The 20749-nt window shown below is 57.7% G+C and carries 22 protein-coding genes; 8 read left to right on the top strand and 14 right to left on the bottom strand.

Going from position 1 to position 20749, the window contains the following annotated elements:
- The 7 genes from HY751_11425 to HY751_11395 are packed head-to-tail and all read right to left on the bottom strand — an operon-like array spanning position 1 to position 7008.
- Positions 1 to 1113: an ABC transporter permease gene (locus HY751_11425; protein ID MBI4667004.1), complete on the bottom strand. Its 1113-nt coding sequence runs from the start codon at positions 1111 to 1113 to the stop codon at positions 1 to 3.
- Positions 1114 to 1115: 2 nt separating this feature from the next.
- A complete protein-coding gene (locus HY751_11420) occupies positions 1116 to 2225 on the bottom strand; it encodes an ABC transporter permease (GenBank protein MBI4667003.1) in 1110 nt (369 codons plus the stop codon).
- A gap of 3 nt (positions 2226 to 2228) precedes the next feature.
- Positions 2229 to 3155, bottom strand: a complete 927-nt coding sequence (locus HY751_11415; protein MBI4667002.1) for an ABC transporter ATP-binding protein — start codon at positions 3153 to 3155, stop codon at positions 2229 to 2231.
- On the bottom strand, positions 3152 to 4075 hold the full coding sequence (locus tag HY751_11410) for an ABC transporter ATP-binding protein (protein MBI4667001.1): 924 nt from the start codon (positions 4073 to 4075) through the stop codon (positions 3152 to 3154). Before HY751_11410 ends, HY751_11415 begins: the two co-directional genes overlap by 4 nt.
- Positions 4068 to 5057: an efflux RND transporter periplasmic adaptor subunit gene (locus tag HY751_11405; protein ID MBI4667000.1), complete on the bottom strand. Its 990-nt coding sequence runs from the start codon at positions 5055 to 5057 to the stop codon at positions 4068 to 4070. The genes HY751_11410 and HY751_11405 overlap by 8 nt, the downstream gene beginning before the upstream one ends.
- A complete protein-coding gene (locus HY751_11400) occupies positions 5054 to 6385 on the bottom strand; it encodes a TolC family protein (GenBank protein ID MBI4666999.1) in 1332 nt (443 codons plus the stop codon). The genes HY751_11405 and HY751_11400 overlap by 4 nt, the downstream gene beginning before the upstream one ends.
- A gap of 5 nt (positions 6386 to 6390) precedes the next feature.
- Complete coding sequence (locus HY751_11395) at positions 6391 to 7008, bottom strand: TetR/AcrR family transcriptional regulator (GenBank protein MBI4666998.1); 618 nt, start codon at positions 7006 to 7008, stop codon at positions 6391 to 6393.
- A 205-nt stretch (positions 7009 to 7213) separates the two neighbouring features.
- Between HY751_11395 and HY751_11390 the strand changes: the two genes are divergently transcribed.
- Positions 7214 to 7537: a multidrug efflux SMR transporter gene (locus HY751_11390; GenBank protein ID MBI4666997.1), complete on the top strand. Its 324-nt coding sequence runs from the start codon at positions 7214 to 7216 to the stop codon at positions 7535 to 7537.
- Between the two features lie 18 nt (positions 7538 to 7555).
- Here HY751_11390 and HY751_11385 read toward each other — a convergent pair whose 3' ends face one another.
- The gene (locus tag HY751_11385) at positions 7556 to 8353 is read right to left on the bottom strand and encodes an NAD(+)--dinitrogen-reductase ADP-D-ribosyltransferase (GenBank protein ID MBI4666996.1); all 798 of its coding nucleotides are present in this window, start codon (positions 8351 to 8353) and stop codon (positions 7556 to 7558) included.
- Between the two features lie 173 nt (positions 8354 to 8526).
- Here HY751_11385 and nifB point away from each other — a divergent pair, with 173 nt between their 5' ends.
- Genes nifB through HY751_11360 form a run of 5 tightly spaced genes read left to right on the top strand, consistent with a single transcriptional unit; the run spans position 8527 to position 12402 of the window.
- Entirely contained in the window at positions 8527 to 9951 is a 1425-nt protein-coding gene (gene nifB, locus HY751_11380) for a nitrogenase cofactor biosynthesis protein NifB (protein MBI4666995.1), read from the top strand.
- A complete protein-coding gene (gene nifT / locus HY751_11375) occupies positions 9948 to 10148 on the top strand; it encodes a putative nitrogen fixation protein NifT (protein ID MBI4666994.1) in 201 nt (66 codons plus the stop codon). Before nifB ends, nifT begins: the two co-directional genes overlap by 4 nt.
- A gap of 2 nt (positions 10149 to 10150) precedes the next feature.
- A complete protein-coding gene (gene nifV, locus HY751_11370; GenBank protein MBI4666993.1) occupies positions 10151 to 11263 on the top strand; it encodes a homocitrate synthase in 1113 nt (370 codons plus the stop codon).
- A 9-nt stretch (positions 11264 to 11272) separates the two neighbouring features.
- Positions 11273 to 12016, top strand: coding sequence for a HesA/MoeB/ThiF family protein (locus tag HY751_11365; protein MBI4666992.1), 744 nt, complete (start codon positions 11273 to 11275; stop codon positions 12014 to 12016).
- Between the two features lie 32 nt (positions 12017 to 12048).
- Positions 12049 to 12402: a hypothetical protein gene (locus HY751_11360; protein ID MBI4666991.1), complete on the top strand. Its 354-nt coding sequence runs from the start codon at positions 12049 to 12051 to the stop codon at positions 12400 to 12402.
- Positions 12403 to 12453: 51 nt separating this feature from the next.
- Here the strand turns inward: HY751_11360 and murA are convergent, their stop codons facing one another.
- Positions 12454 to 13722 carry a UDP-N-acetylglucosamine 1-carboxyvinyltransferase gene (gene murA / locus HY751_11355; protein ID MBI4666990.1) on the bottom strand — a complete coding sequence of 423 codons (1269 nt, stop codon included), beginning with the start codon at positions 13720 to 13722 and terminating at the stop codon, positions 12454 to 12456.
- 12 nt (positions 13723 to 13734) lie between these two features.
- On the bottom strand, positions 13735 to 14616 hold the full coding sequence (gene prmC / locus HY751_11350; GenBank protein ID MBI4666989.1) for a peptide chain release factor N(5)-glutamine methyltransferase: 882 nt from the start codon (positions 14614 to 14616) through the stop codon (positions 13735 to 13737).
- A 117-nt stretch (positions 14617 to 14733) separates the two neighbouring features.
- On the opposite strand from prmC, the gene HY751_11345 reads away from it, so the two are divergent.
- On the top strand, positions 14734 to 16185 hold the full coding sequence (locus HY751_11345) for an HD domain-containing protein (protein MBI4666988.1): 1452 nt from the start codon (positions 14734 to 14736) through the stop codon (positions 16183 to 16185).
- Between the two features lie 31 nt (positions 16186 to 16216).
- On the opposite strand, the gene prfA is transcribed toward HY751_11345, so the two are convergent.
- The 4 genes from prfA to HY751_11325 form a co-directional block, all read right to left on the bottom strand.
- Positions 16217 to 17305 (bottom strand): peptide chain release factor 1, encoded by a 1089-nt coding sequence (gene prfA, locus HY751_11340; GenBank protein ID MBI4666987.1) that lies wholly within the window; start codon positions 17303 to 17305, stop codon positions 16217 to 16219.
- Between the two features lie 58 nt (positions 17306 to 17363).
- The gene (gene rpmE / locus HY751_11335) at positions 17364 to 17585 is read right to left on the bottom strand and encodes a 50S ribosomal protein L31 (protein ID MBI4666986.1); all 222 of its coding nucleotides are present in this window, start codon (positions 17583 to 17585) and stop codon (positions 17364 to 17366) included.
- A 69-nt stretch (positions 17586 to 17654) separates the two neighbouring features.
- Positions 17655 to 18902: a transcription termination factor Rho gene (gene rho / locus HY751_11330; protein ID MBI4666985.1), complete on the bottom strand. Its 1248-nt coding sequence runs from the start codon at positions 18900 to 18902 to the stop codon at positions 17655 to 17657.
- Between the two features lie 374 nt (positions 18903 to 19276).
- On the bottom strand, positions 19277 to 19747 hold the full coding sequence (locus HY751_11325; protein ID MBI4666984.1) for an Rrf2 family transcriptional regulator: 471 nt from the start codon (positions 19745 to 19747) through the stop codon (positions 19277 to 19279).
- A 223-nt stretch (positions 19748 to 19970) separates the two neighbouring features.
- On the opposite strand from HY751_11325, the gene HY751_11320 reads away from it, so the two are divergent.
- Positions 19971 to 20702 carry a phosphoadenylyl-sulfate reductase gene (locus tag HY751_11320; GenBank protein MBI4666983.1) on the top strand — a complete coding sequence of 244 codons (732 nt, stop codon included), beginning with the start codon at positions 19971 to 19973 and terminating at the stop codon, positions 20700 to 20702.
- The last annotated feature ends 47 nt before the right edge of the window (positions 20703 to 20749 follow it).

The raw sequence follows: 20749 nt of genomic DNA, 5'->3' as shown, positions 1-20749 counted from the left end.
TTAACCCAGCTTCTTGCGGAACCTCATGGAGCTTAATGTGAGGAAGATGGTTCCGAGCAATAATAGCGCCAGCGCCTGGGGCCACAACGCTTCCAGCCCGATACCCTTAAGGAAAATCCCCCGGATGATAACCAGAAAATGCCTCAACGGATTTGCCAGTGTCACATATTGGAAGAACACCGGCATGTTCTCCACGGGAAACATGAAGCCGGACAAAAGCACCGACGGGGCGAAAATCAGGAAAGTGGCCATCAACGCCTGTTGCTGGGTGGCGGCGATGGTGGATATGAAAAGCCCTATCCCCAAAGTTGAAAGCAGATATATGGCGGTGCATCCGGCCAGCAGGGTTATGGAACCTTTTATGGGTATGTCGAACCAGAACACCGCCACCGTTATCACCACAAACATGTCCAGAAAGCCTATGAGGGCGAATGGTATGGTCTTGCCCAGAATAAGCTCCACGGGTTTTAGCGGTGTTACCATCAACTGTTCAATGGTGCCTATCTCCCTCTCCCGCACAATGGCCATGGAAGTGAGGAGAAGGCTAAGGAGCATTATCACGAAGGCGATAACGCCGGGCACGTTGTAGTTTCTGCTTTTTAAATCCGGGTTGTACCAGACCCGGGTTTTAAGCTCCATGGGGCGCGCCATGGCGGCTATCTTCGCCCCGCCCGTATCCGTTCCGAAACGGCCTATAATGCCCGTGGCGTAGCTTATGGCTATCATGGCGGTGTTGGAATCCGTCCCATCGGCCAATACCTGCGCCATGGCGGTCTTGCGGGCTTTGATGTCTTCCGAGAATCCGCGCTCCATTACAAGGACTATCGTGGCGCCGCCCCTGTCCAGAGTGTCCCGCGCCTCGCCAGCCGATTCCAACCGGCGGGTCAGGGTGAAATAGCCCGACGCCTCAAACCTGCGGACAAGCTCCCTGCTTTCATATGTCATGTCGCCATCGTAAACCGCCAGCCGCACGTTCCTCACGTCGAAAGTAACCGCGTAGCCGAAAAGTAGCATCTGCATCAGCGGCGCGCCCAGCACCATGGCCTTCATCCTAGGATCCCGGAATATCTGGATGAACTCCTTTATCACCATCCGTTTGATCCGCTCGATCATGTTCAGCCCATCCGTTTCTTGAAAGCCGCGTTGGCGGCTCCGAACACCGCCGCGCCGAAAACCAGAAGCACGGCCGCCTCGGTCATCAACAGGTTCAATCCGCTCCCTTTCAGGAAAATCCCCTTGAGAATGGCCACAAAATATTTGGCGGGTATCACATGGGTAACAAGTTGTATGGCGTAAGGCATGTTTAGTATGGAAAACATGAACCCGGACAGGATGAATGCCGGCAGGAATGTGGACACCAGCGCCACCTGGCTGGCGGCCAGCTGGTTTTTCGCGGCTCCGGATATGAGTATCCCCAGGCTAAGGCTTCCGAACAGGAACAGGCTGGAGAGGGCCATAAGCAATATCGCGCTTCCCTTAAGCTCCACGCCGAAAATGAATATGGTGGCCAGCGCGGCGAACAACACGTCCACAAATCCGATGAGGAAATAAGGGATGAGCTTTCCTAAAATAAGCTCCGGCGTTTTCACCGGCGTCGAGATAAGCTGTTCCATGGTGCCCCGCTCCCACTCCCGCGCTATGGTGAGGGACGTAAGCAGGGCGGCGATAACCGCCATGATGACGGCGATAAGGCCGGGGATTATGAAGTTTCTGGATTTGAGGTCCTCGTTGTACCACACGCGCACCCTAGGCTCCACCGCAGGCTTTAAACGGGCCCCAGACAGCCTGCCAGCGACAAGCTCCGACGCCGCCGTCAGATAGCCCACCGCTATGGTGGCGGTGTTGGCGTCGGACCCGTCCACAATGGCCTGCGCCTCGGCTGTCTTGCCGGTTTTTAGCGCGCTGGAAAAATCGCCGGGAATCACGATAGCCACCCTGGCCCGGCCAAAATCCAGATACCGGTCTATCTTGCCGCAATCCCGCTCGTACCCTGTAATGGTGAAATAGCCCGTGGCGCTGAGGCTGTTTATCACCAACCTGCTTTCGGGGCTTGAATCCCGGTCGCACACCACGGTTTTAATATGGTTGATGTCCATGGATATGGCGTAGCCGAAAATGAACAGGAGCATGAGCGGAAGCAGGAACGCCAGCGCCATGCTAAGCGGGTCGCGCCGGATCTGGATCAACTCCTTCCTGGCCACCGCCAGGGCGCGCGCGGCATTCATGGCTTACGCCTCTTCAATGAGCGTCACAAAAACATCTTCCAGCGAGGGGCTGATAACAGCCATATGGCTTAATTCCACCTCCGCCCCCTGGAGAACCTCGCGGATAAGCGGCTCGGCCATTGCGCGGTCTTCCACGATAACGTGAAGGGAACTGCCGAAAATGGCCGCCTCCAGCCCCGCCCGGCTCACCGCCTCCAGCGCCTCCACGGGGTTGCCGGTGTAAACCTCCAGCACACTGCGTTTCATGCGTTCGGCTTTCAAACCCCTGGGCGTCCCTTCGGCGATTATCTTTCCCCGGTATATCAGGGCCAGCCGGTCGCAATACTCCGCCTCTTCCATATAATGGGTGGTCACGAACACGGTGGAGCCCGCCTCGGCCATGGCGTAGATTAAGTCCCAGAAGTTCCTGCGGGAAATCGGGTCCACCCCGGAGGTGGGCTCGTCCAGGAAAAGTATGGCAGGCTCGTGGAGAATGGCGCACCCCAGCGCCAGCCGCTGTTTTACCCCAGCGGGCAATATCCCGGTTAGCGCGCCCCGCCGGTCCGCAAGGCTGGCCATGGATAGCGCCCAATCCTTCCGCGGCTCTCCTTTTTCCCTGGGCACGTTGTATATACCCAGGAAAAAATCCAGGTTCTGCTCCACCGTCAGGTCGTCATACAGGGAGAACCGCTGGGACATGTAGCCGATGTTTTTCTTTATCTCCTCGGACTGGGTCATGATGTCCAGCCCGCCCACCTCCCCTTTCCCGGCGGAAGGGTTGAGAATCCCGCAAAGCATCTTTATGGTGGTGGATTTACCCGCGCCGTTGGGGCCGAGAAACCCGAATATCTCACCCCGCCGCACGGCCAGGTTTATATTGTCCACCGCCACGAATTTACCGAACTTGCGGGTTAGCCCCTCTACGGTAACGGCCAGTTGGTTGTTGTTCATTCCCCGCCCACCCGCGATATGAAAATGTCTTCCAGCGACGGGGTGATTTCCCGTGCGCCCTCCACTTTCATCCCGGCTTTCTCCAAAACGCCTGTCACTTCCCCCAGGCTTTCCATCCGGTCCAGCGCCACATGAAACCGGTCGCCATAAGCGTTCACCGCTTTCACCGGCGCCAGGTTTTTAATAAGCGATTCGGCGGACCGGGCCGACGGGGTGTTTATCTCCACCATCGGACAGCCCAGGGATTTTTTAAGGGCCTTCGGGTCATCGGTCACGATTATCGAACCGCCGCTTAAAAACCCCACCCTTCCGCACCGTTCCGCCTCGTCCAGATACGCGGTGGTGACGATGACGGTAACCCCTTCCTTGAGCAATCCGTAAAGGATGCGCCAGAAATCCCGGCGGGACACCGGATCCACCCCGTTAGTCGGCTCGTCCAGCAATAGCGCCTCCGGGGTGTGGATGAGGGCGCATGCCAGCCCCAGTTTTTGTTTCATCCCGCCGGACAGGGCCCCTGCCAGCCTATCCTTGAAGGGGGCAAGATTGCTGAACCCTAACAGGCGCTCCTTTCGAGCGGGGCGTTCACTTTTTGGAACCTCGTACAGGTCGGCGTAAAACTCCAGGTTCTCCTCCACGGTCAGGTCTTCGTAAAGGCCGAACCGCTGGGACATGTAGCCGATGCGCTCCTTCACTCTTTCCGGTTCCTTTGTCACGGGGAAACCTGCTATCCACGCCTCTCCCGCCGTGGGCTCCATAATGCCGGCCAACAAGCGCATCACAGTGGTCTTCCCGGCCCCGTCTGGCCCCACCAGCCCGAAAAGCTCCCCTTTTCTGACCGCCATGTTCAAATCCTTCACGGCGGCCACGGAACCGAAATTTTTTCCCAGCCCCTCCACCCGGATGGCGTAATCCTCATTCATTGGGCAAAAGCCTCACGTCCGCGGGCATCCCGGGCTTTAGCTCCTGTTTGTCGTTCTTCACCTTTATCTTTACGGCGAACACAAGCTTCACCCGCTCTTCTTTTGTCTGTATGTTTTTTGGCGTAAACTCCGCCTCGGAAGCTATGTAGGTTATCTCCCCCGGATATTTCTTGCCAGGATATGAATCCGTGGAAACCTCCGCCTTCTGGCCCAGCTTCACCTGCCCTACCCGCTCCTCGCTCACATAAACCCTCACCCACGGTTTTTGCAGGTCCGCTATGGTGAAAACCGCCGCGCCGCCGGATATGGTTTCGCCGGACTCCACATGCTTTCTGGTCACCACCCCATCCACCGGCGAAACAAGTGTGGAATCCTTAAACCGCACCTCGGCCATCTTCAACGCCGCTTCAGCCTGTTTCACCCGGTTATCCGCCGCGGACACGATCTCTTTGCGCGGCCCTTCCTCGACAAGGTTCAACGCCTCGGCGGCCCGTTTGCGCGCCATAACCGCCACATCCATCGCCCGGCGCGCGTCGTCCAGTTTCTGTTCCGCCACGGCGCCGCTTTCAAACAGGTAGCGGGCCCTTTCAAATTCTTTCTCCGCCCGCGTAAGGTCCGCCTCGGCCTGGCCCAGCGCGGCCTTCGCCTGCTCTATCTCCTGCCGCCGGGAGCCTTTTTTAAGCTCCGCCAGCCGCTCCTGCGACTCCATAAGCGACGCCCGGCTCAGCTCCACGGCCTGGGCCAGTTCCTCGCTCTCAAGACGGGCCAGGGCGCCGCCTTTTTTAACTTGCGCCCCTTCGTCCGCGAATAGCTCCGCCACCCGCCCGGCGGTTTTAAACCCGGCGTCCACCTCCACCACCTCCACGTTGCCCGTAAGGCTCATGGAATTGCCGCCAGCCCCATCCCGCGTGACCAGATACACGGCCACAAGGGCCAAGGCCAGCGCCAACGCCAACGCGGGAACAACCGCTTTCTTTTTCATCGGGAGCCTCCAGTCGCATCCAACCCGCCGCCCATGGCCTTCTCCAGCATGGCCCCGGCCACATTCTTTTCGTATATCGCCTGGTGATATTCCGCTTCCGCGCGGGACAGGGTCGCCGAAGCGTCCAACACATCCCGGGTGGATCCCGCCCCGGCGGCATATTTAAGGTTTTCCACGCTCAACGCCTCAGCCGCCGACTGTACCGCCGCCCGGGCCACTTCCACTTTTTTCCCGGAGGTATCCATCATGAGGCTCGCTTCTTTGACCTCTCTTCTCACGTTAAGCTCCAGCCCTCTCAACTCCTCCCTGGCTCTCATAAGCTCCGCCCTGTCCCGCGCCACTTCCGCGCTGGTCATTCCGGCGTCGAACACCGGCGCGGCCATTTTCAGGGACGCCGTCCAGTTCTCGTTGAATTTTCCATCATCCGCCGCCCGGCCGCCGTAATCCGCCGTCACCGTCACAGATGGCAGATGTTTGCCCCAGGTGGCCTCGGCTTTTTCCTCTAATATGCGGCCCCTGCTCCTGGCCGCAGAAATTTCCGGCCGGGCCGCAAGCGCTTTGCCTAAAGCTTCCTCGAACCCCGGAGCCTGCGTGAATTCCCCTTCGGCTTCCTTGAGAGTGAAAGTGATGGAATCGTCCATCCCCATCAGAGCCCGCAACGTCTCCATGGTGGCGGATATGCCGTTCTCTATGGATATCAGGTTGTGTTGCGCCCGTTTCAGCTCGGCGTCGGTCTTTAAAAGGTCCAGCCTGGCCGCGGCCCCGCTTTTTACGAAAAGCCCAGTGTCCCTGTAATGGGCATCCAGCTGTTTCACCGTGGATTCGCCGGAGACCCTGGAGCGTTGAAGTTGCAAGATCTTGTAATAAACGCTGGTCAGGTTGAACTTAAGCTCCTCCCGGGCCAGGACGGCCATGTTCTCCGCCACATCCCTGCGTAATCCGGCGATGGCCACGTTTCGCTCCAGCCTGCCGCCCCGGTAAAGCGGGAACGAAAATGACAGGACGGCGTCATACACCGGATTGGCGAAGTCCGGGAAAGTGGAGCCGGGACCGGGGATTCCGGAGATGGGCGTTAACGGAGAGTCGTACCGGTATCTGGTGGCCGCCGCCTGGGCGTCAACCCGGAACCACCGTTCACCCCGTGCCACGTTTTCGGATTCCGCCTCCACTGTGACCCCCTCATCCGCGGCTTTAACCTGCGGGCTCCGCTCCATCCCTATGCGTATCACATCCTCCAGCGCCAGCGCCCCCAAATCCTCCGCGAGGGCCGCCGCCGGAATTGCGGCCAGCGCAACGCCCAAAACCACCGCTTTTATTGTCCAGAACATAATATTCAACTCTTGCCAGCGCCGGGAACGCATACCAGTTTTTCGTAATTGCGCCACATTGAAAGCCCCATCTCCCGGATGGATTCCCGGCGCCCGCCCAGCGACCACCGCAACGCCACCGACTGGCCCAGCCCGATGAACATCATCGCCAGCTCCTCGGCCCTCACATCGTCACGAAACTCCCCCTTCTCCTGGCCTTCCCGGATTATCTGGCCCATGGCCCAGGACACTTTGCCCATGTTGGCGTTTAGAGCTCTCCGGAGACCCGCGTTTAGAACATGGATTTCGTCGGAGAATATGATTTTGGGGACAGCCCGGTTTTTTTCCACATATTCAAAATGACGCTGTATAAAAAGTTTTAACGCCTCGGAAGGGGGCCGCGCCTCCTCCGCCGCCTTTGAGAGGTTGCCCATTATGTCCCGCCACACCTTTTCCAGCGTGGCGCGCAAAATGTCATCTTTCCCTTTGAAATGCCTGTAAAGGTTGGCCTCGGACATTCGGGACTGGCGGGCGATAAGAGCAGTGGTAAGGCCGGACACCCCGCGCCTGCCGATTATGGCCATGGCCGCCGATATTATCCGGGCCCTGCTGGCCTCCCCCGCCTTGGCCGGTTTTCCCGCCACAACGCCTCCTTTGTTATGTAAGTGAGCGCTAACTTACATTTAGGCCCTTTTGGGGCGGCTGTCAAATGACGAGGCGCTTATAAACCCTGCTATGGGACGGGGGCTAAACCCGGGTACGGTTTTTTATTTGCCCCCCCGGCTGGTCGGCCGGTATATGTAATATCTGAAACTTCGGCTCACTTAAAATTTATCGGCAGGAGTAAATATGAGTTGGACATACCTGACCCTCGCCATATTGCTGGAGGTATGCGGAACCACGTCCGCCAAGATGGCGGAGGGGTTCACAAAACCGCTCTACTCGGTTGTGATGTTCGTGTTCTACGGCTTAAGCCTGGCGGCCCTTACAATGGCCTTGAAGCGGATAGACGTGTCCGTGGCCTACGCCATATGGAGCGGGCTGGGCACGGCTTTAATCGTAATAATTGGCATGGCCTGGTTCCGGGAGCCGGTGACATTGGCCAGATTGTTCTTTGTGGTGATGATTATCACCGGCGTGGCTGGGTTGCATATTTCAGGGCGGGAGAGTTAACCCACGTATTTCCTGCGGTTACAGTATGTCCACCACTTCTGAAATATAATCCCCGCCCAGGATTATGTATTCGTTTTCCGACCTGGGGATACGTTCCGGCAGAAGCTCCGGAAAGCAGAGGATCTTCGAATGGGGCGCTTCGATTTTCAAAATAGTGTCGCCGAACTCGGAAGCCCGTTCAAGGCTGGAGGTATAGCTGGCCAGACTGTTGTTGCGCACTATCCAGAGCCGTTTCTCCCGTTTCTCCACGATCTGGCTTTCCCGTTTCAAATCGTTGGCGCCCCGGTACAGAGTTACCTTCCCCTCCCCGTCCACAAACCGTTCCAAGTAATACTGGGCGAACTCGTATAACAGGTCGAACTGGGCGAATATGGAGTTGTTGTGGAACCTGGGGCTCATCCTGTCCATCATGTAGCTCCAGTAGGAGGGGGAATTTATCCCCTGGATGGGCTCGCCGTGGTACAGGGGGAGCAGGCCGAAACGGGACTCCGCCCATCCTTTCATCACCGCGCCCTCGGGCCGGTTGGAATCGAACAGCCAGCCGCGCAAAAGCCGCAGGTAACTGGCCCGGAAAACCCGTTTGCCCACTTTTTTCTCCTCATCCGGCTCCAGGTCGAACATCACCCGCATGTGTTCCATGAAAACCCCGGTGGCGTCTTCCCTGCCGAACCTTTTGAGCGTCTCGAACAGCTGGTGGTTCATCTCCCTCACACCGTTAATGTGTATCGGGACAGGCGAGACGTTGAAAGCGGGCGAGGCGAAGAAGTTTGTGGGCGCCCCTATTAGGTTGGTGTGTAAAAGGTGGGCATTAGACATGTGGGGACCGTTACAAATTGTAGGGAACGCTACAAAAGCCCCGCTGGCGCTGGCCGCTTTTCCGCTGATAATTCAATCGCCTCAACACTCCCCGGGCATTTATTCCCTGGAGGGTATCGGCCTTGCACAGGTCAATCATTGTCTTTTGCTCAACCAAATGGAGTTTTAGCGAAGTGAGCGGTTGTCATAATCAGCCCGGGCCCCTTTCCGGCGGCGCGACAGACACTCATCCCTGCTATTCCACGCAGGCCCATCACATGTTCGCGCGGATGCATCTTGCCGTGGCCCCGGCGTGTAACATCCAGTGCAATTACTGCAACCGGAAGTACGACTGCGCCAACGAAAGCCGGCCAGGCGTGGTGTCGGAGCGGCTCAAGCCGGAAGAGGCTCTCCGGAAAGTTTACCACGTGGCGGCGAAGGTTAAAGAGCTTTCGGTGATAGGTATAGCCGGGCCCGGGGACGCTTTGGCCAACCCACGCGGGACTATGAAAACCCTGCGGCTGATAAAAGAACATTTTCCGGATCTCACTCTTTGCCTTTCCACCAATGGGCTGGCTTTGCCAGAGTACGCCGAGGAGCTTCACAGGCTGGGTGTAAAGCACATAACCGTCACCATGAACACGTCCGACCCGGCCACCGCCGCAAAAATATACAGCTGGGTTCTCATTGACGGCGAAAAATGCGCGGGGCCTGCGGCCATGGCGGAGTTTCTTGCCCGTCAGCAGGAAGGGTTGAGGAAAATGGCGGAAATGGGGGCGCTGGTAAAGGTGAACTCCCTGCTCATCCCAGGAATAAACGACCACGAGCTTGAGACCCTCTCGAAAAAGATAAAACTGATGGGCGCCCATATGCATAACATCATGCCGCTCATCTCCAACCCGGCGCACGGGACGGCATTCGGACTATTAAACTGGCCGGAGCCTTCCCCCGCCCAGCTGGAACATGTCCGTTCATCCTGCGGCGACATAAAGCAGATGGCCCATTGCAGGCAGTGCCGGGCCGACGCTGTGGGGAAACTTTCCGAGGACAGGTTCTCCGCGTTCTCCATCAAGGAAATGGGCGAGGCTTCTTTGCCTGGGGACAATGGGGCGCTGGCCCGGGAAAAATGGCGCGCCCAGGCGCAGGATTTTGTGACGAGACAGAGGATGGCGACAAAGGCTGATTGCGGCCCCGAGCGTAGGACCAAGAGCGAATATTTAATAGCCGCCTGCACCAAAGGGATGGGGCTGGTGAACCAGCATTTCGGCCATGCAAAGGAGTTTTACGTTTACAAGGTGGCGGGCGGCGAGCCGCGATTGTTGAACGTGCGCAAGGTGAAAAACAACTATTGCGCCGGGCCGGACACCTGCGATGACAGCCCAGCGACCCTTGACGACATAATTAACACGATTAAAGATTGCCAGGCGGTGGTATGCCTGCGGGTGGGTTACGGCCCGCATAAATCACTGGTGTCAGCGGGCATAACTCCGGTCACCGACACTCCGTACATCCCTCTGGAGCAGGCGGTGGTGGAGGCGGCCCGGCAAATGGAAAAGGTAGCGGCAATACCGGGCATTGATACCGCGCGGGTGGAATTTACAAAAGGAGCGTTCAAATGAAGGTAACCATCCGCGCCCAGGGGGACGGGTTTAGCGTGTACATCCCCAAGAAAGACCTGGAGGCCAAAGTTGTGGCCACAGACCCGGCCCACGTGTTCGGCGGGGCGCTGGAGCTTCAGGGCGGCATGAAAATTTACTTGGAGCCTCAAACCTCCATTCCCAAACTGCCCCTCACCCTGGAGGCGAAAAAGTTATAGCCATGATCCGCATAGTGGACACAACCCTGCGCGACGGCGAGCAGACACCGGGGGTGGCTTTCAGCGTGGAAGAGAAAATGGCCATCGCCGCCATGCTTGACGAAGCTGGGGTCCATTACATAGAGGCGGGTTCCCCGGCCATGGGCCATGGGGAACTTGAAGCCATCCGGGAGATAAACGGCATGGGCCTGCGGGCCAGCGTTATCATGTGGAACCGCGCCACGCGGGAAGACATCGAAAAATCGCTTTCCATCGGCGCAAGGAACGTCCATATATCCCTCCCCGTGTCGGATTTCATGATCCGGCGGAAAATGGGGTATGACCGGAACAAGATCATAGAGACCATGGCCTCCATGGTGGCCCTGGCCAAGTCTGAGAACGTTGAAGTCTCCGTGGGCGCGGAAGACGCCACCCGGGCCGACCAGTCGTTTCTGAAAGAATACATCGCCGCCGCCGAATCCTGCGGCGCCGTCAGGCTACGCTATTGCGACACGGTGGGGGTATCCGAGCCTTTCTCGCTTAGGGATAATGTGGAGCGGCTGTTAATTGGCGCGCGCATACCGCTGGAGATTCACACCCATAACGATTTCGGCATGGCCACGGCAAACGCCCTGGCGGGAGTGAAGGCCGGAGCCACCCTGATAGACACCACCATAACGGGCCTGGGTGAACGGGCTGGCAACGCGCCGCTGGAAGAGGTGGTGATGGCGCTGGAAGTGGTGATGGAGATAAAAACCGGCGTCAACCCATTGATGCTAAAAAAACTGGCCGAGTTTGTAGCCAGGGCCGCGGGCCGCACCCTGCCCCGCTCCAAAAGCATCGTGGGGACGGATGTGTTCACCCACGAGTCCGGCATCCACGTGGACGGCGTGATGAAAGACCCCAGGCTGTACGAGCCGTTCGATCCTTCGCTGGTGGGGGCCTGCCGCAGGATAGTTATCGGCAAACACTCCGGCCCGAAGGCCGTAAAAAGACGGTTGCGGGAGCTGGGTTTTGATCTGAACGGTTTTTCGGAATCCTGCGCGGTGGAAATGATAAGAAAAGCCGCAGGGAACAGGAAGGGGGGGCTTACCGATTCGGATATACTTTCGATTGCGTCAAGGATGTTCAACTGATGAGGCGATATGACATCGAAAGAGACCGAACGGTACCGCAGACAGCTGATCCATCCCGGTTTTACCGTGGAGAATCAGCGGCGGTTGCGAAAATCGAAGGTACTGCTGGCTGGCATCGGCGGATTGGGCGGGGCCATAGCCTACGCGCTGGCCGGAGCGGGGGTTGGGAAAATTACGCTGGTCCATTCGGGGCCTCTGACGGAGTCGAACCTTAACCGCCAGACACTCATGAGCGAGTCGGCCCTGGACGAATCACGGGTGGAGACGGCGGCGGAGCGGTTGCGGGAATTCTCGTCGCTGGTGGAGGTGGAGTCGCATGACGCGCCGGTGACGGAGGAGGTTATAAAGCCACTTATGGCGGGCGTGGATTTGGTAATAGACGCCCGGCACAACTTCCCCGAACGCAGGACATTGAACAGGATGTCTGTGTTCACTGGAACGCCGCTTCTTTACGCGGCCATGGATGGGCTTTTCGCCCAGATGGCTCTGTTTGCCCCGGGAAAAACCGGGTGTCTGGACTGTCTTTATCCCGGCGACCCGCCGGACTGGGACCCCTTCGGGTTTCCCGTCTTCGGCGCGGTGGCCCACACCATCGGGGCGATGGCCGGGATGGAAGCCATAAAGTATTTGTCGGGTTATGGCGAGGCTGGCGGCAGGCTTGTGACTATAAGCCTGAACGATTATGCTACGCGCCGTTTCCCGTTGAGGCCGGACCCGGCCTGCCAGGTGTGCGGCAGGGGGAAACCGGATTGAAACAGAATTGAAGAAGGAAAGGAATTTGAACGATGAAGGATATTAGCGCGGAATCTTTCGACCATGACGGGAACACCTATGTTCTCACATGCAGGGCGGCGGCAGGCCAATGCGCCATGCTGGGCGTGGTCTCCTCCAAGACCGGGCACGAGATTTCGCGGATAAAATACAGCGTCAGCGGCGGGCTTCAAACCAAATGGGGGATAACCTCCGATGACGCCGTGAAGTTCATGAGCAGGTTCGCCAAGTTCTACACCCAGGTGCGTCTGGCCCGGGGCGACCTGGCCAAAACCGACGAGTATCTGTTCGACGACGATTTCGCCGCCTCAAAACCCGAGGCCGTGGTGGACAAGGTGGAACGGGAATGGCGTAGCCTGGTGGCGTAACGTACCGGCCCGCCGGACTGAATCAGCCTCCCCGGCGGGCGAGGCCGATTTTTATACGTGCCCGCCTTTCCTGCGATGGATGGTGGCCCCCAGTCCCGCCAGCTTGGTCTCGATGTGCTCATATCCCCGGTCCAGATGATAGACCCGGGATATAACCGATTGCCCTTCCGCCGCCAGCGCCGCCACCACCAGCGAGGCCGATGCCCGGAGGTCCGTCGCCATAACCGGCGCGCCCGATAGGTTCTTTATCCCTTTTACTGTGGCAGTATGGCCGTGAACGGATATGTCCGCCCCCATCCTCCGCAACTCCGCCACGTGCATGAAACGGTTTTCGAAAATGGTCTCGGTTATAACCGAGGCCCCACTGGATACGCACATCAGGGCCATTATCTGCGCCTGCATGTCGGTGGGGAACCCTGGGAACGGCGCAGTGGTGACATCGACAGGTTTTACCACCTCGGGGCCTTTTACGTTTATGTCCTCCCCCGTCTCGGTGATCTGGCAACCGGCCTCCTTGAGTTTGTCGGAAAGGGCCGCCACATTCACCGGATCCACGCCGGAGACCATAACATCCCCCCGCGTAATGGCGGCGGCGGTCATGAATGTGCCAGCCTCTATGCGGTCAGCTATGTTTCTCACCGGCATGGCTTTCAACTCCCTTACGCCTTCTATAACTATGTGAGGCGAACCCGCCCCCGTGATGTGGGCTCCCATGCTGTTCAGGAAATCCGCCAGCGCCACCACTTCCGGTTCCCGTGCGGCGTTTTCAATCACCGTCTGGCCGTCAGCGAACACTGCGGCCATCATGATGTTCATCACGCCGGTGACGGTTACCAGGTCCATGGTGATGCGTGTGCCCTTCATCCTTCCATCCAGCCGGGCGTCCACATATCCATGGGCCAGGTCTATATGCGCCCCCAGCGCCGCCAGCCCTTTTAAATGCTGGTCTATGGGACGTTCGCCAATGGCGCACCCTCCCGGCAAGCTCACTTTCGCCCGGCCCAGCCGCGCCAGCAGGGGCCCCAGCGCCAGGCACGAGGCGCGCATGGTTTTCACCAGTTCGTACGGGGCTTCGTGGTTGTTTATGTTGTCGCTATTCACCTTGTAGGAAGACTCGCCGGTCTTCTCCACACCGGCGCCGAACTCGCGGATTATCTTCACTATGGTGCGCACGTCCATAAGGTCCGGCACGTTGGTGATGTCAAACTCACCCGGCGCAAGCAGGGTTGCGGCGAAAATGGGTAACGCGGAGTTCTTCGCGCCGGATACGCGGACAACGCCTTTCAACGGCCTGCCGCCTTCAATTACTATCTCGTCCATTGGTCTCCAGTTCTAAATAGGTTCCGCCACAACCGTGCGGGTAATCCCGGCGTAATCGGGAGTCATCTTTAAAATCCTCAAGGCTCCGGTCTCCTTTACCAGCCGCTCCACTTCATCAGCCTGGCCGAAACCGATCTCGAGGATGAGTTTACCGTTTTCCTCCAGATGGGCGGGAGCGTTTTTTATTATGCGTTTTATTATCGCCAATCCCCCATCCCCTGCGAAAAGCGCCTTATGGGGCTCAAACTTCGTCACGTCCGGAGCCACCTCCGCCGACTCTTCGGGAATATATGGGGGGTTCGAGACTATCAGGTTGTACCGCTTGTCCCCAATGGCTTCATAAAGGTCGGACAGTTGGAAATTTATTCTCCTGCCCACCTCGTGCGAAAGGGCGTTGGAACAGGCCAGCGCCAAGGCGCCGGGCGAGATGTCCACGGCGTCTATGGCCCAGCCTGGCCTGTGATAGGCCAGCGTCACCGCTATGGCTCCGGAGCCTGCGCCTATGTCCAGCGCGTTTATTTCCGACTCGGCGGGGAACAACCTAAACGCCTCGTCAATTATCAGCTCCGTCTCCGGCCGGGGGATGAGCGCCTCGGGAGCCACCCTGAACGTCAACGAATAAAATTCCTTGAAACCCCGGATGTAGGCCACAGGCTCCCGTTTCTCCCGACGGGAGACCATGGCGGAATATTTCTCCGCTATTCCTTCCGGGGCCACATCGTTCATATGTGTGAAAAGCCAGGCCCGCTCGCAACCCAAAGCGTGGCAAAGCAATATCTCCGCGTCCAGCCTGGGGGTGGGCGCGCCAGCCTGGCGCAACAGGCCATCGGCATCGGCCAACAGCTTTAATAGGGTTTTTGGCTCCCCGCCGGATTCTTCCATCTTCGTTTCCATCGCTTTACAGTTTACCTTCTCCCGGGCCCCCGGTTCACAAAGAATGGATTAACCCAAGATCCTGAAATATAGTAGAAGAATCTGTACCGGCCATCGCCAAAACATGAGGGTGTTGTTATGAGGGCTTTCGTCCATTACATGGTCACGTTGTCTTTTCTTACCCTTTATGGCGCCCAGGTTTGCCCTTTCGTGGAAGGGATGCACCCGGGCGAGTGGATCATTATACTTTCCGCCTCCCTTGGCGCCACTTTCGCCATCCGGGGCGGGCTGGTAAAACATTTCATTGAGTCGGTGGAATTCGACCGGCGTGTCCGCCGCCAGTTCATACTGGACTTTGGGCTGTTCTTGATGGCCGGCGGCCTCCTGATAACGTATAACACCCTTGCTCACCATTTTCCTTTGGCCAGCGCCCTGAAAATGGGATTAGGCTTCCTGACCCCGGGGTTTTTCGCCGCGCTGGACCTGGCGCTGGAGCGGGAAAGGATGATTTCCGGTCAACTGGCCGCCTCTGGCCTTTCCATACAAGTCTCCGGCGAACGGCTTTTTCCTCTCACAACCCGGTTTGCCTTGACCGCCGTGGCGCTGGTTACCCTTTGGTCCGGCACGCTATTCCTCGTGGTGGTGAAAGATATGGAGTGGCTGGTGGAATATGAGCGTGGCGACAACCTCATGATGCCCGCCATGGTGGTGCTGGCGGAAATCGCCCTGGTGGGCGCCGTGGCGCTGGCGGAGGCTATCAACATTATTTTCTCCTATTCCAGGAACCTGAAGCTCTTCTTTACCCATCAGAATGGCGCCCTTTCGGCAGTAACCCGGGGCGAGCTGGAGTCGCGGGTGCCAGTGAGCACCCGGGACGAGTTCGGCGTTATGGGCGAATATACCAATATTATGATAACCGCGCTAAAAGAGCGCACGCGGGAGGTGGCGCTCACCCAGGATGTAACCATACATTCGCTGGCCTCCCTGGCGGAAACCAGGGACAACGAGACAGGCGCCCACATATTACGAACCCAGCGTTATATAAAGGCGCTGGCGCTGAGGTTGCGTGACATGGATGGCCACAATCATCCCGAGTTGCTGGATGATGGTTATATAGAGCTTCTTTTCAAGTCCGCCCCGTTGCACGACATCGGCAAGGTAGGCGTACCCGACGCGATCTTGCTAAAGCCCGGCAAGCTTACGGATGACGAGTTCACCATAATGAAGACCCACGCCAGCATGGGGCGGGAGGCGCTGTTACGGGCGGAGGGGCGTTTGGGCTCCAACTCTTTTTTGCGGCTGGCGCGGGAAATAGCCGGGGGTCACCATGAGCGCTGGGATGGAAAAGGGTATCCCGACGGGCAGACCGGGGAGCGGATACCCCTATCGGCGCGGCTGATGGCCGTGGCCGATGTGTATGACGCTTTGATAAGCAAACGGGTTTACAAGGAGGCGTTCACCCACGAGAAGTCCCGCGGGATAATAATGGAAGGAAGGGGAAACCACTTTGACCCCGCCGTTATAGAGGCTTTCCAGCGGGCCGAAACCGAATTTTCCGAGATAGCCAGGACATACGCCGACGGGCATTAAAAATACCGGCGGCGCGCCGCCAGCCGAAAAGTTAGACCCCTGCCGTTTCCTTGTCGGCCTGGGCCCTTAACGCCGCTTCCTGGCTGGCGAAAGTCAACGCGTCCAGCATTTCGTCTATCTCGCCGGTCATGAATATTTCCAGCTTGTATAGGGTCAGGTTTATCCGGTGGTCGCTCACCCGGCCCTGGGGAAAGTTATAGGTGCGGATGCGTTCGCTCCGGTCGCCGGTACCCACCTGGCTCTTGCGCTCGGCGGAGCGTTTGGCGGCTTCTTCCCGCTCTTTTTGATCCTTCAACCGGGCCGCCAGCACCTTCATGGCCTTGGCCTTGTTCTTGTGTTGCGATTTCTCGTCCTGCATGGACACCACCAGCCCCGTGGGGATGTGGGTGATGCGCACCGCCGAGTCCGTGGTGTTAACCGACTGGCCGCCATGCCCCCCGGCGCGGAACACGTCTATCCGCAGGTCGTTGGGGTCTATGTCCACATCCACCTCTCCCGCCTCCGGCAGGATGGCCACCGTCACCGCCGAGGTGTGGATCCTCCCCTGCGCCTCGGTGGCCGGAACGCGCTGGACGCGGTGGACGCCGCTCTCGAATTTCAGCCGGGAATAGACCCCCCGCCCGTTGATGGAGGCGATGACCTCTTTCAACCCGCCGATGCCCGTCTCGTTGATGGAGAGTATTTCCACCTTCCACTTCTGACGTTCGGCGTACCTGCAGTACATGCGGAAAAGTTCCGCCGCGAAAAGTCCCGCCTCGTCCCCGCCGGTTCCGGCGCGGATTTCAAGGATAACGTTCTTCTCGTCGTTTTCGTCTTTGGGCAGGAGCATCAACCGCAGGTCCCGCTCCATTTTCTCAATTATGGGGGCCAGTTCGGCTTTTTCCTCGGCGGCCAGTTCCATAAGGTCCTTATCCACCCCTTCGTTTATCACCGCCAGCGCCTCGTCCAGCTTCTCCTTTTGCTTGCGGTAATCCCGGTAGAAAGTGACCACGGGGCGCAGTTCTTTTATCTCCCTGGCCAGCTTCTCGTAGGCGGAAGGATCGGAGGCGATGGCCTGGTCGGCCATCTTCTCGTTGATGGAGTCGAACTTTCTTTCGATGCTGTCTAACGCGGCGAACATGTTTCTTTAGGGTAAGAGGAGCCTTGAATGGGGGGAAAGCCAGCGCGGCTTAAGGCCGTTAAGCCTTTGCCGCCGCGTCCTGGGACTTGCCGTATCTGCGCTGGAATTTCTCTATGCGCCCGGCGGTGTCGATAAGCTTCTGCTTGCCGGTATAGAACGGATGGCAGGCGGAGCAAATGTCCACCTTCATCACGGGCACGGTGGCCCTGGTCTTCACGGCGCTACCGCAGGCGCAGTGAATTTCGCAGTCTATATATTCCGGATGGATATCCTTTTTCATAACCTGTCCTTTAAACCTCCACGGTTCCAATTCCAAAAACGTTTAGTATAGCAAAAACCGGGGGCCATGTTAAGCGTTCATTGACTCCAGGAATTTCTTGTTAGTCTTGGCGCTCCGCATCTTGTCTATCAGAAGCTCCATGGCCTCTATGGAGTCCATCGGCTGGAGCACCTTCCTTAGCACCCATACCCGGCGCAGGTCGTCTTGATCCAGCAGAAGCTCCTCTTTGCGGGTGCCGGAGCGGCTTATGTCTATGGCCGGGAACACGCGCCGGTCAGCCAAGCGGCGGTCCAGATGCACCTCCATGTTGCCGGTGCCCTTAAACTCTTCAAAAATAACGTCGTCCATCCGGGAGCCGGTGTCCACCAGCGCCGTGGCGATTATGGTGAGCGAGCCCCCCTCCTCCAGGTTGCGGGCCGCGCCGAAGAAGCGTTTTGGGCGCTGGAGCGCGTTGGAGTCTATACCGCCTGAAAGCACCTTGCCCGACGGGGGTACGATGGTGTTATAGGCGCGGGCCAGCCTTGTAATGGAGTCCAGCAGGATAACCACGTCCTTTTTGCGCTCCACCAGCCTTTTCGCTTTTTCTATGACCATCTCGGCCACCTGCACGTGGCGGGTGGGGGGCTCGTCGAAGGTGGAGCTGATTATCTCCCCCTTGACGCTCCGCTCCATGTCCGTCACCTCTTCCGGCCGCTCGTCTATGAGCAGGACTATCAGGACGGAGTCCGGATGGTTTTTCGTGATGGAGTTGGCTATGGACTGCATCAGCATGGTTTTACCGGCCCGGGGCGGCGAAACTATAAGCGCCCGCTGGCCCTTGCCGATGGGGCAAACCAGGTCCAGCACCCGGCCGGACATGTTCTCCGGCGCGGATTCCATCACAAACCGCTTGTGGGGATAGATGGGGGTCAGGTTGTCGAAAAGTATCTTGTCTTTCTGGGCCTCGGGGACTTCGAAGTTTATCGTTTCCACCTTCAACAGGGCGAAATAGCGCTCGTTCTCCTTGGGGGGGCGGATCTGGCCTGAGATGGTATCCCCGGTGCGCAGGTCGAACTTCCTTATCTGGCTGGGGGAAACGTAAATGTCGTCCGGGCCGGGCAGATAGTTAAAGGAAGGGGCCCGCAGGAACCCGAAACCGTCCGGCAGGATCTCCAGAACGCCCTCGCCGTAAATTAGCCCCTCCTGCTCGGTCTGCGCCTCCAGTATCTTGAACATCAGCTCCTGCTTGCGCAGGCCGCGGATGCCTTCGATGTTGAACTGGGTGGCTATGTCGGTAAGCTCGTTTATGGTTTTATCCTTCAGCGAGCCTATGTTCAGCAGGCCATGCGAGGCGGTGGCCACTACCGGGCCGCTCTCTTCGGTTTCGGTCTCTTTTGGTTGGTCGTTTTTTACAGCCATGTCCTTGTCTTTAAATAGAAGGGTTTTTTGTGTCGCGTTATTTATGAAAACTCGCCGCGTCGCAATGCCGGAATGGGAATTGATGCCGGCCGGTGTGACCGCGTGAAGTGTATCCTATGTGTTGAGTTAAGGCCGATAGGTGAAAAGCAAAGCTTTTGTTAATGTGTTGTTGATAGCCGAACGGTTCGCCGCTGGACAGTAATGGTCGTTACCAAGTAAGAAGGTACGGTTTTTTTGGAAACCTGTCAACAGAAATAAAATCCCCCCGTGGCCGGTAAAGAGGGGGCAAGAGGCTAACCTCCCACCACCACCGGGGCCGCCACGCGCATCAGCCCGGCGCTCATCTTCAGCGCCTGGTTCTGGGCGCACAGGCGGGCCAGGGTGTAGCTTTTGAGAAGGTCGCTGAAGGTGCTCTTAAAATCGGCGTAAAACTGGTTTATCACACAGAAGTTATGGTCCTGGCCGCATTTGGCGGAGGATGTTATCCCGCAATCCCAAGGTTCCATCTTCCCTTCGGTTACCTGGAAAATGTCGTACAGGGAAATCTCCTCCGGGCCACGGTTCAAGGTGTATCCCCCCTGGTATCCGCGCACGCTTCTCGTAAGCCCGGCCTTTTTAAGGTCGGACAGGATTTGTTCCAAAAACCGGTATGGGATGTTCAGCTTTTCCGAAAGCGTTTTACCCGAAACCGGAGCCTCGTCGGGCTCGCATTTTAGATATAGAAGAGCCAGCAAGGCATATTCAAACTTGGCTGAAAATTTCACGGCGCCATGTTCCTTATAAATTTACATAGGAATTGTAGCATATCTTTTCGTAAATTTGCAAATCCGCAACTTATTGATTTTCACTTATATATGAAATTAACCGCTTTCTCATATGGTTAGGCCCATAGTTTTTTTCAAAAACCCTGTTGACAAAACAGGGAAATCAGCCTTAATCTATAATTCATATATAAATCATCGGAATTATATTTTTGGAGGTATGGTTATGGCGGGGCCATTTGGAAATGAAGAACAAAGTCTGACTACGCTGGTGGATTCCCTCCATTTCGCGGAGAAGGTGGAGCGGGCCAAAAAGCTTTTGGCCTGGGCGTTCGAAAACTATGGGGATCAGGCCGTGGTGGCCAACAGTCTCGGCAAAGACTCCATGGTGGTTTGGGACCTGGCCAAAAAGGTGAACCCGGACGTGAAGGGTTTCATAGTCACCACCCAGTTCAAGCCGGTGGAGACCATAGATTTCATGAACGACCTGGTGAAGGAAAACCCGGGGCTGAAAATATACAAATCCGACAAGGAAGTGGGCGACCTTTACAAAACCAATCCGGACCTCTGCTGTCAGTTGCTGAAAGTGGAACCGGTGCGCCGCGCCGTGGAGGAGATGGACGTCTCCTGCTGGATAACCGGCCTGCGTTGCACCGAGGGCAGGACCCGCACCGATTTTAAGGAAATCGAAGAGCGTGACAAGGGGCTTATTAAGCTAAATCCCATTCTCCTTTTCAAGGAGCGGGAGGTTTGGCAGTACCTGGCGATCTACGGGGTGAAGGTGAACCAGCTTTACGGCGTGGGGTACCGCTCTTTGGGATGCGCCCCCTGCACGCACATCACCGCCGACGAGAACGAGCGCGCCGGGAGGTGGATAAACACCTCCAAGTGCGGAGGCGAGTGCGGTATCCACACCCAGCCTCTTAAGAAGGAGAAGGAAGCGGCCACCCCGGCTTAAGGCCAGGGCCGTTTCCGCCAACGTTCTTAACCCGGCCATAGGGGCCG

The sequence above is a fragment of the Nitrospinota bacterium genome, from assembly GCA_016208975.1.
Lineage (GTDB): Bacteria > Nitrospinota_A > UBA7883 > UBA7883 > JACRLM01 > JACQXA01.
This window is presented reverse-complemented; position numbering and strand designations above follow the sequence as displayed.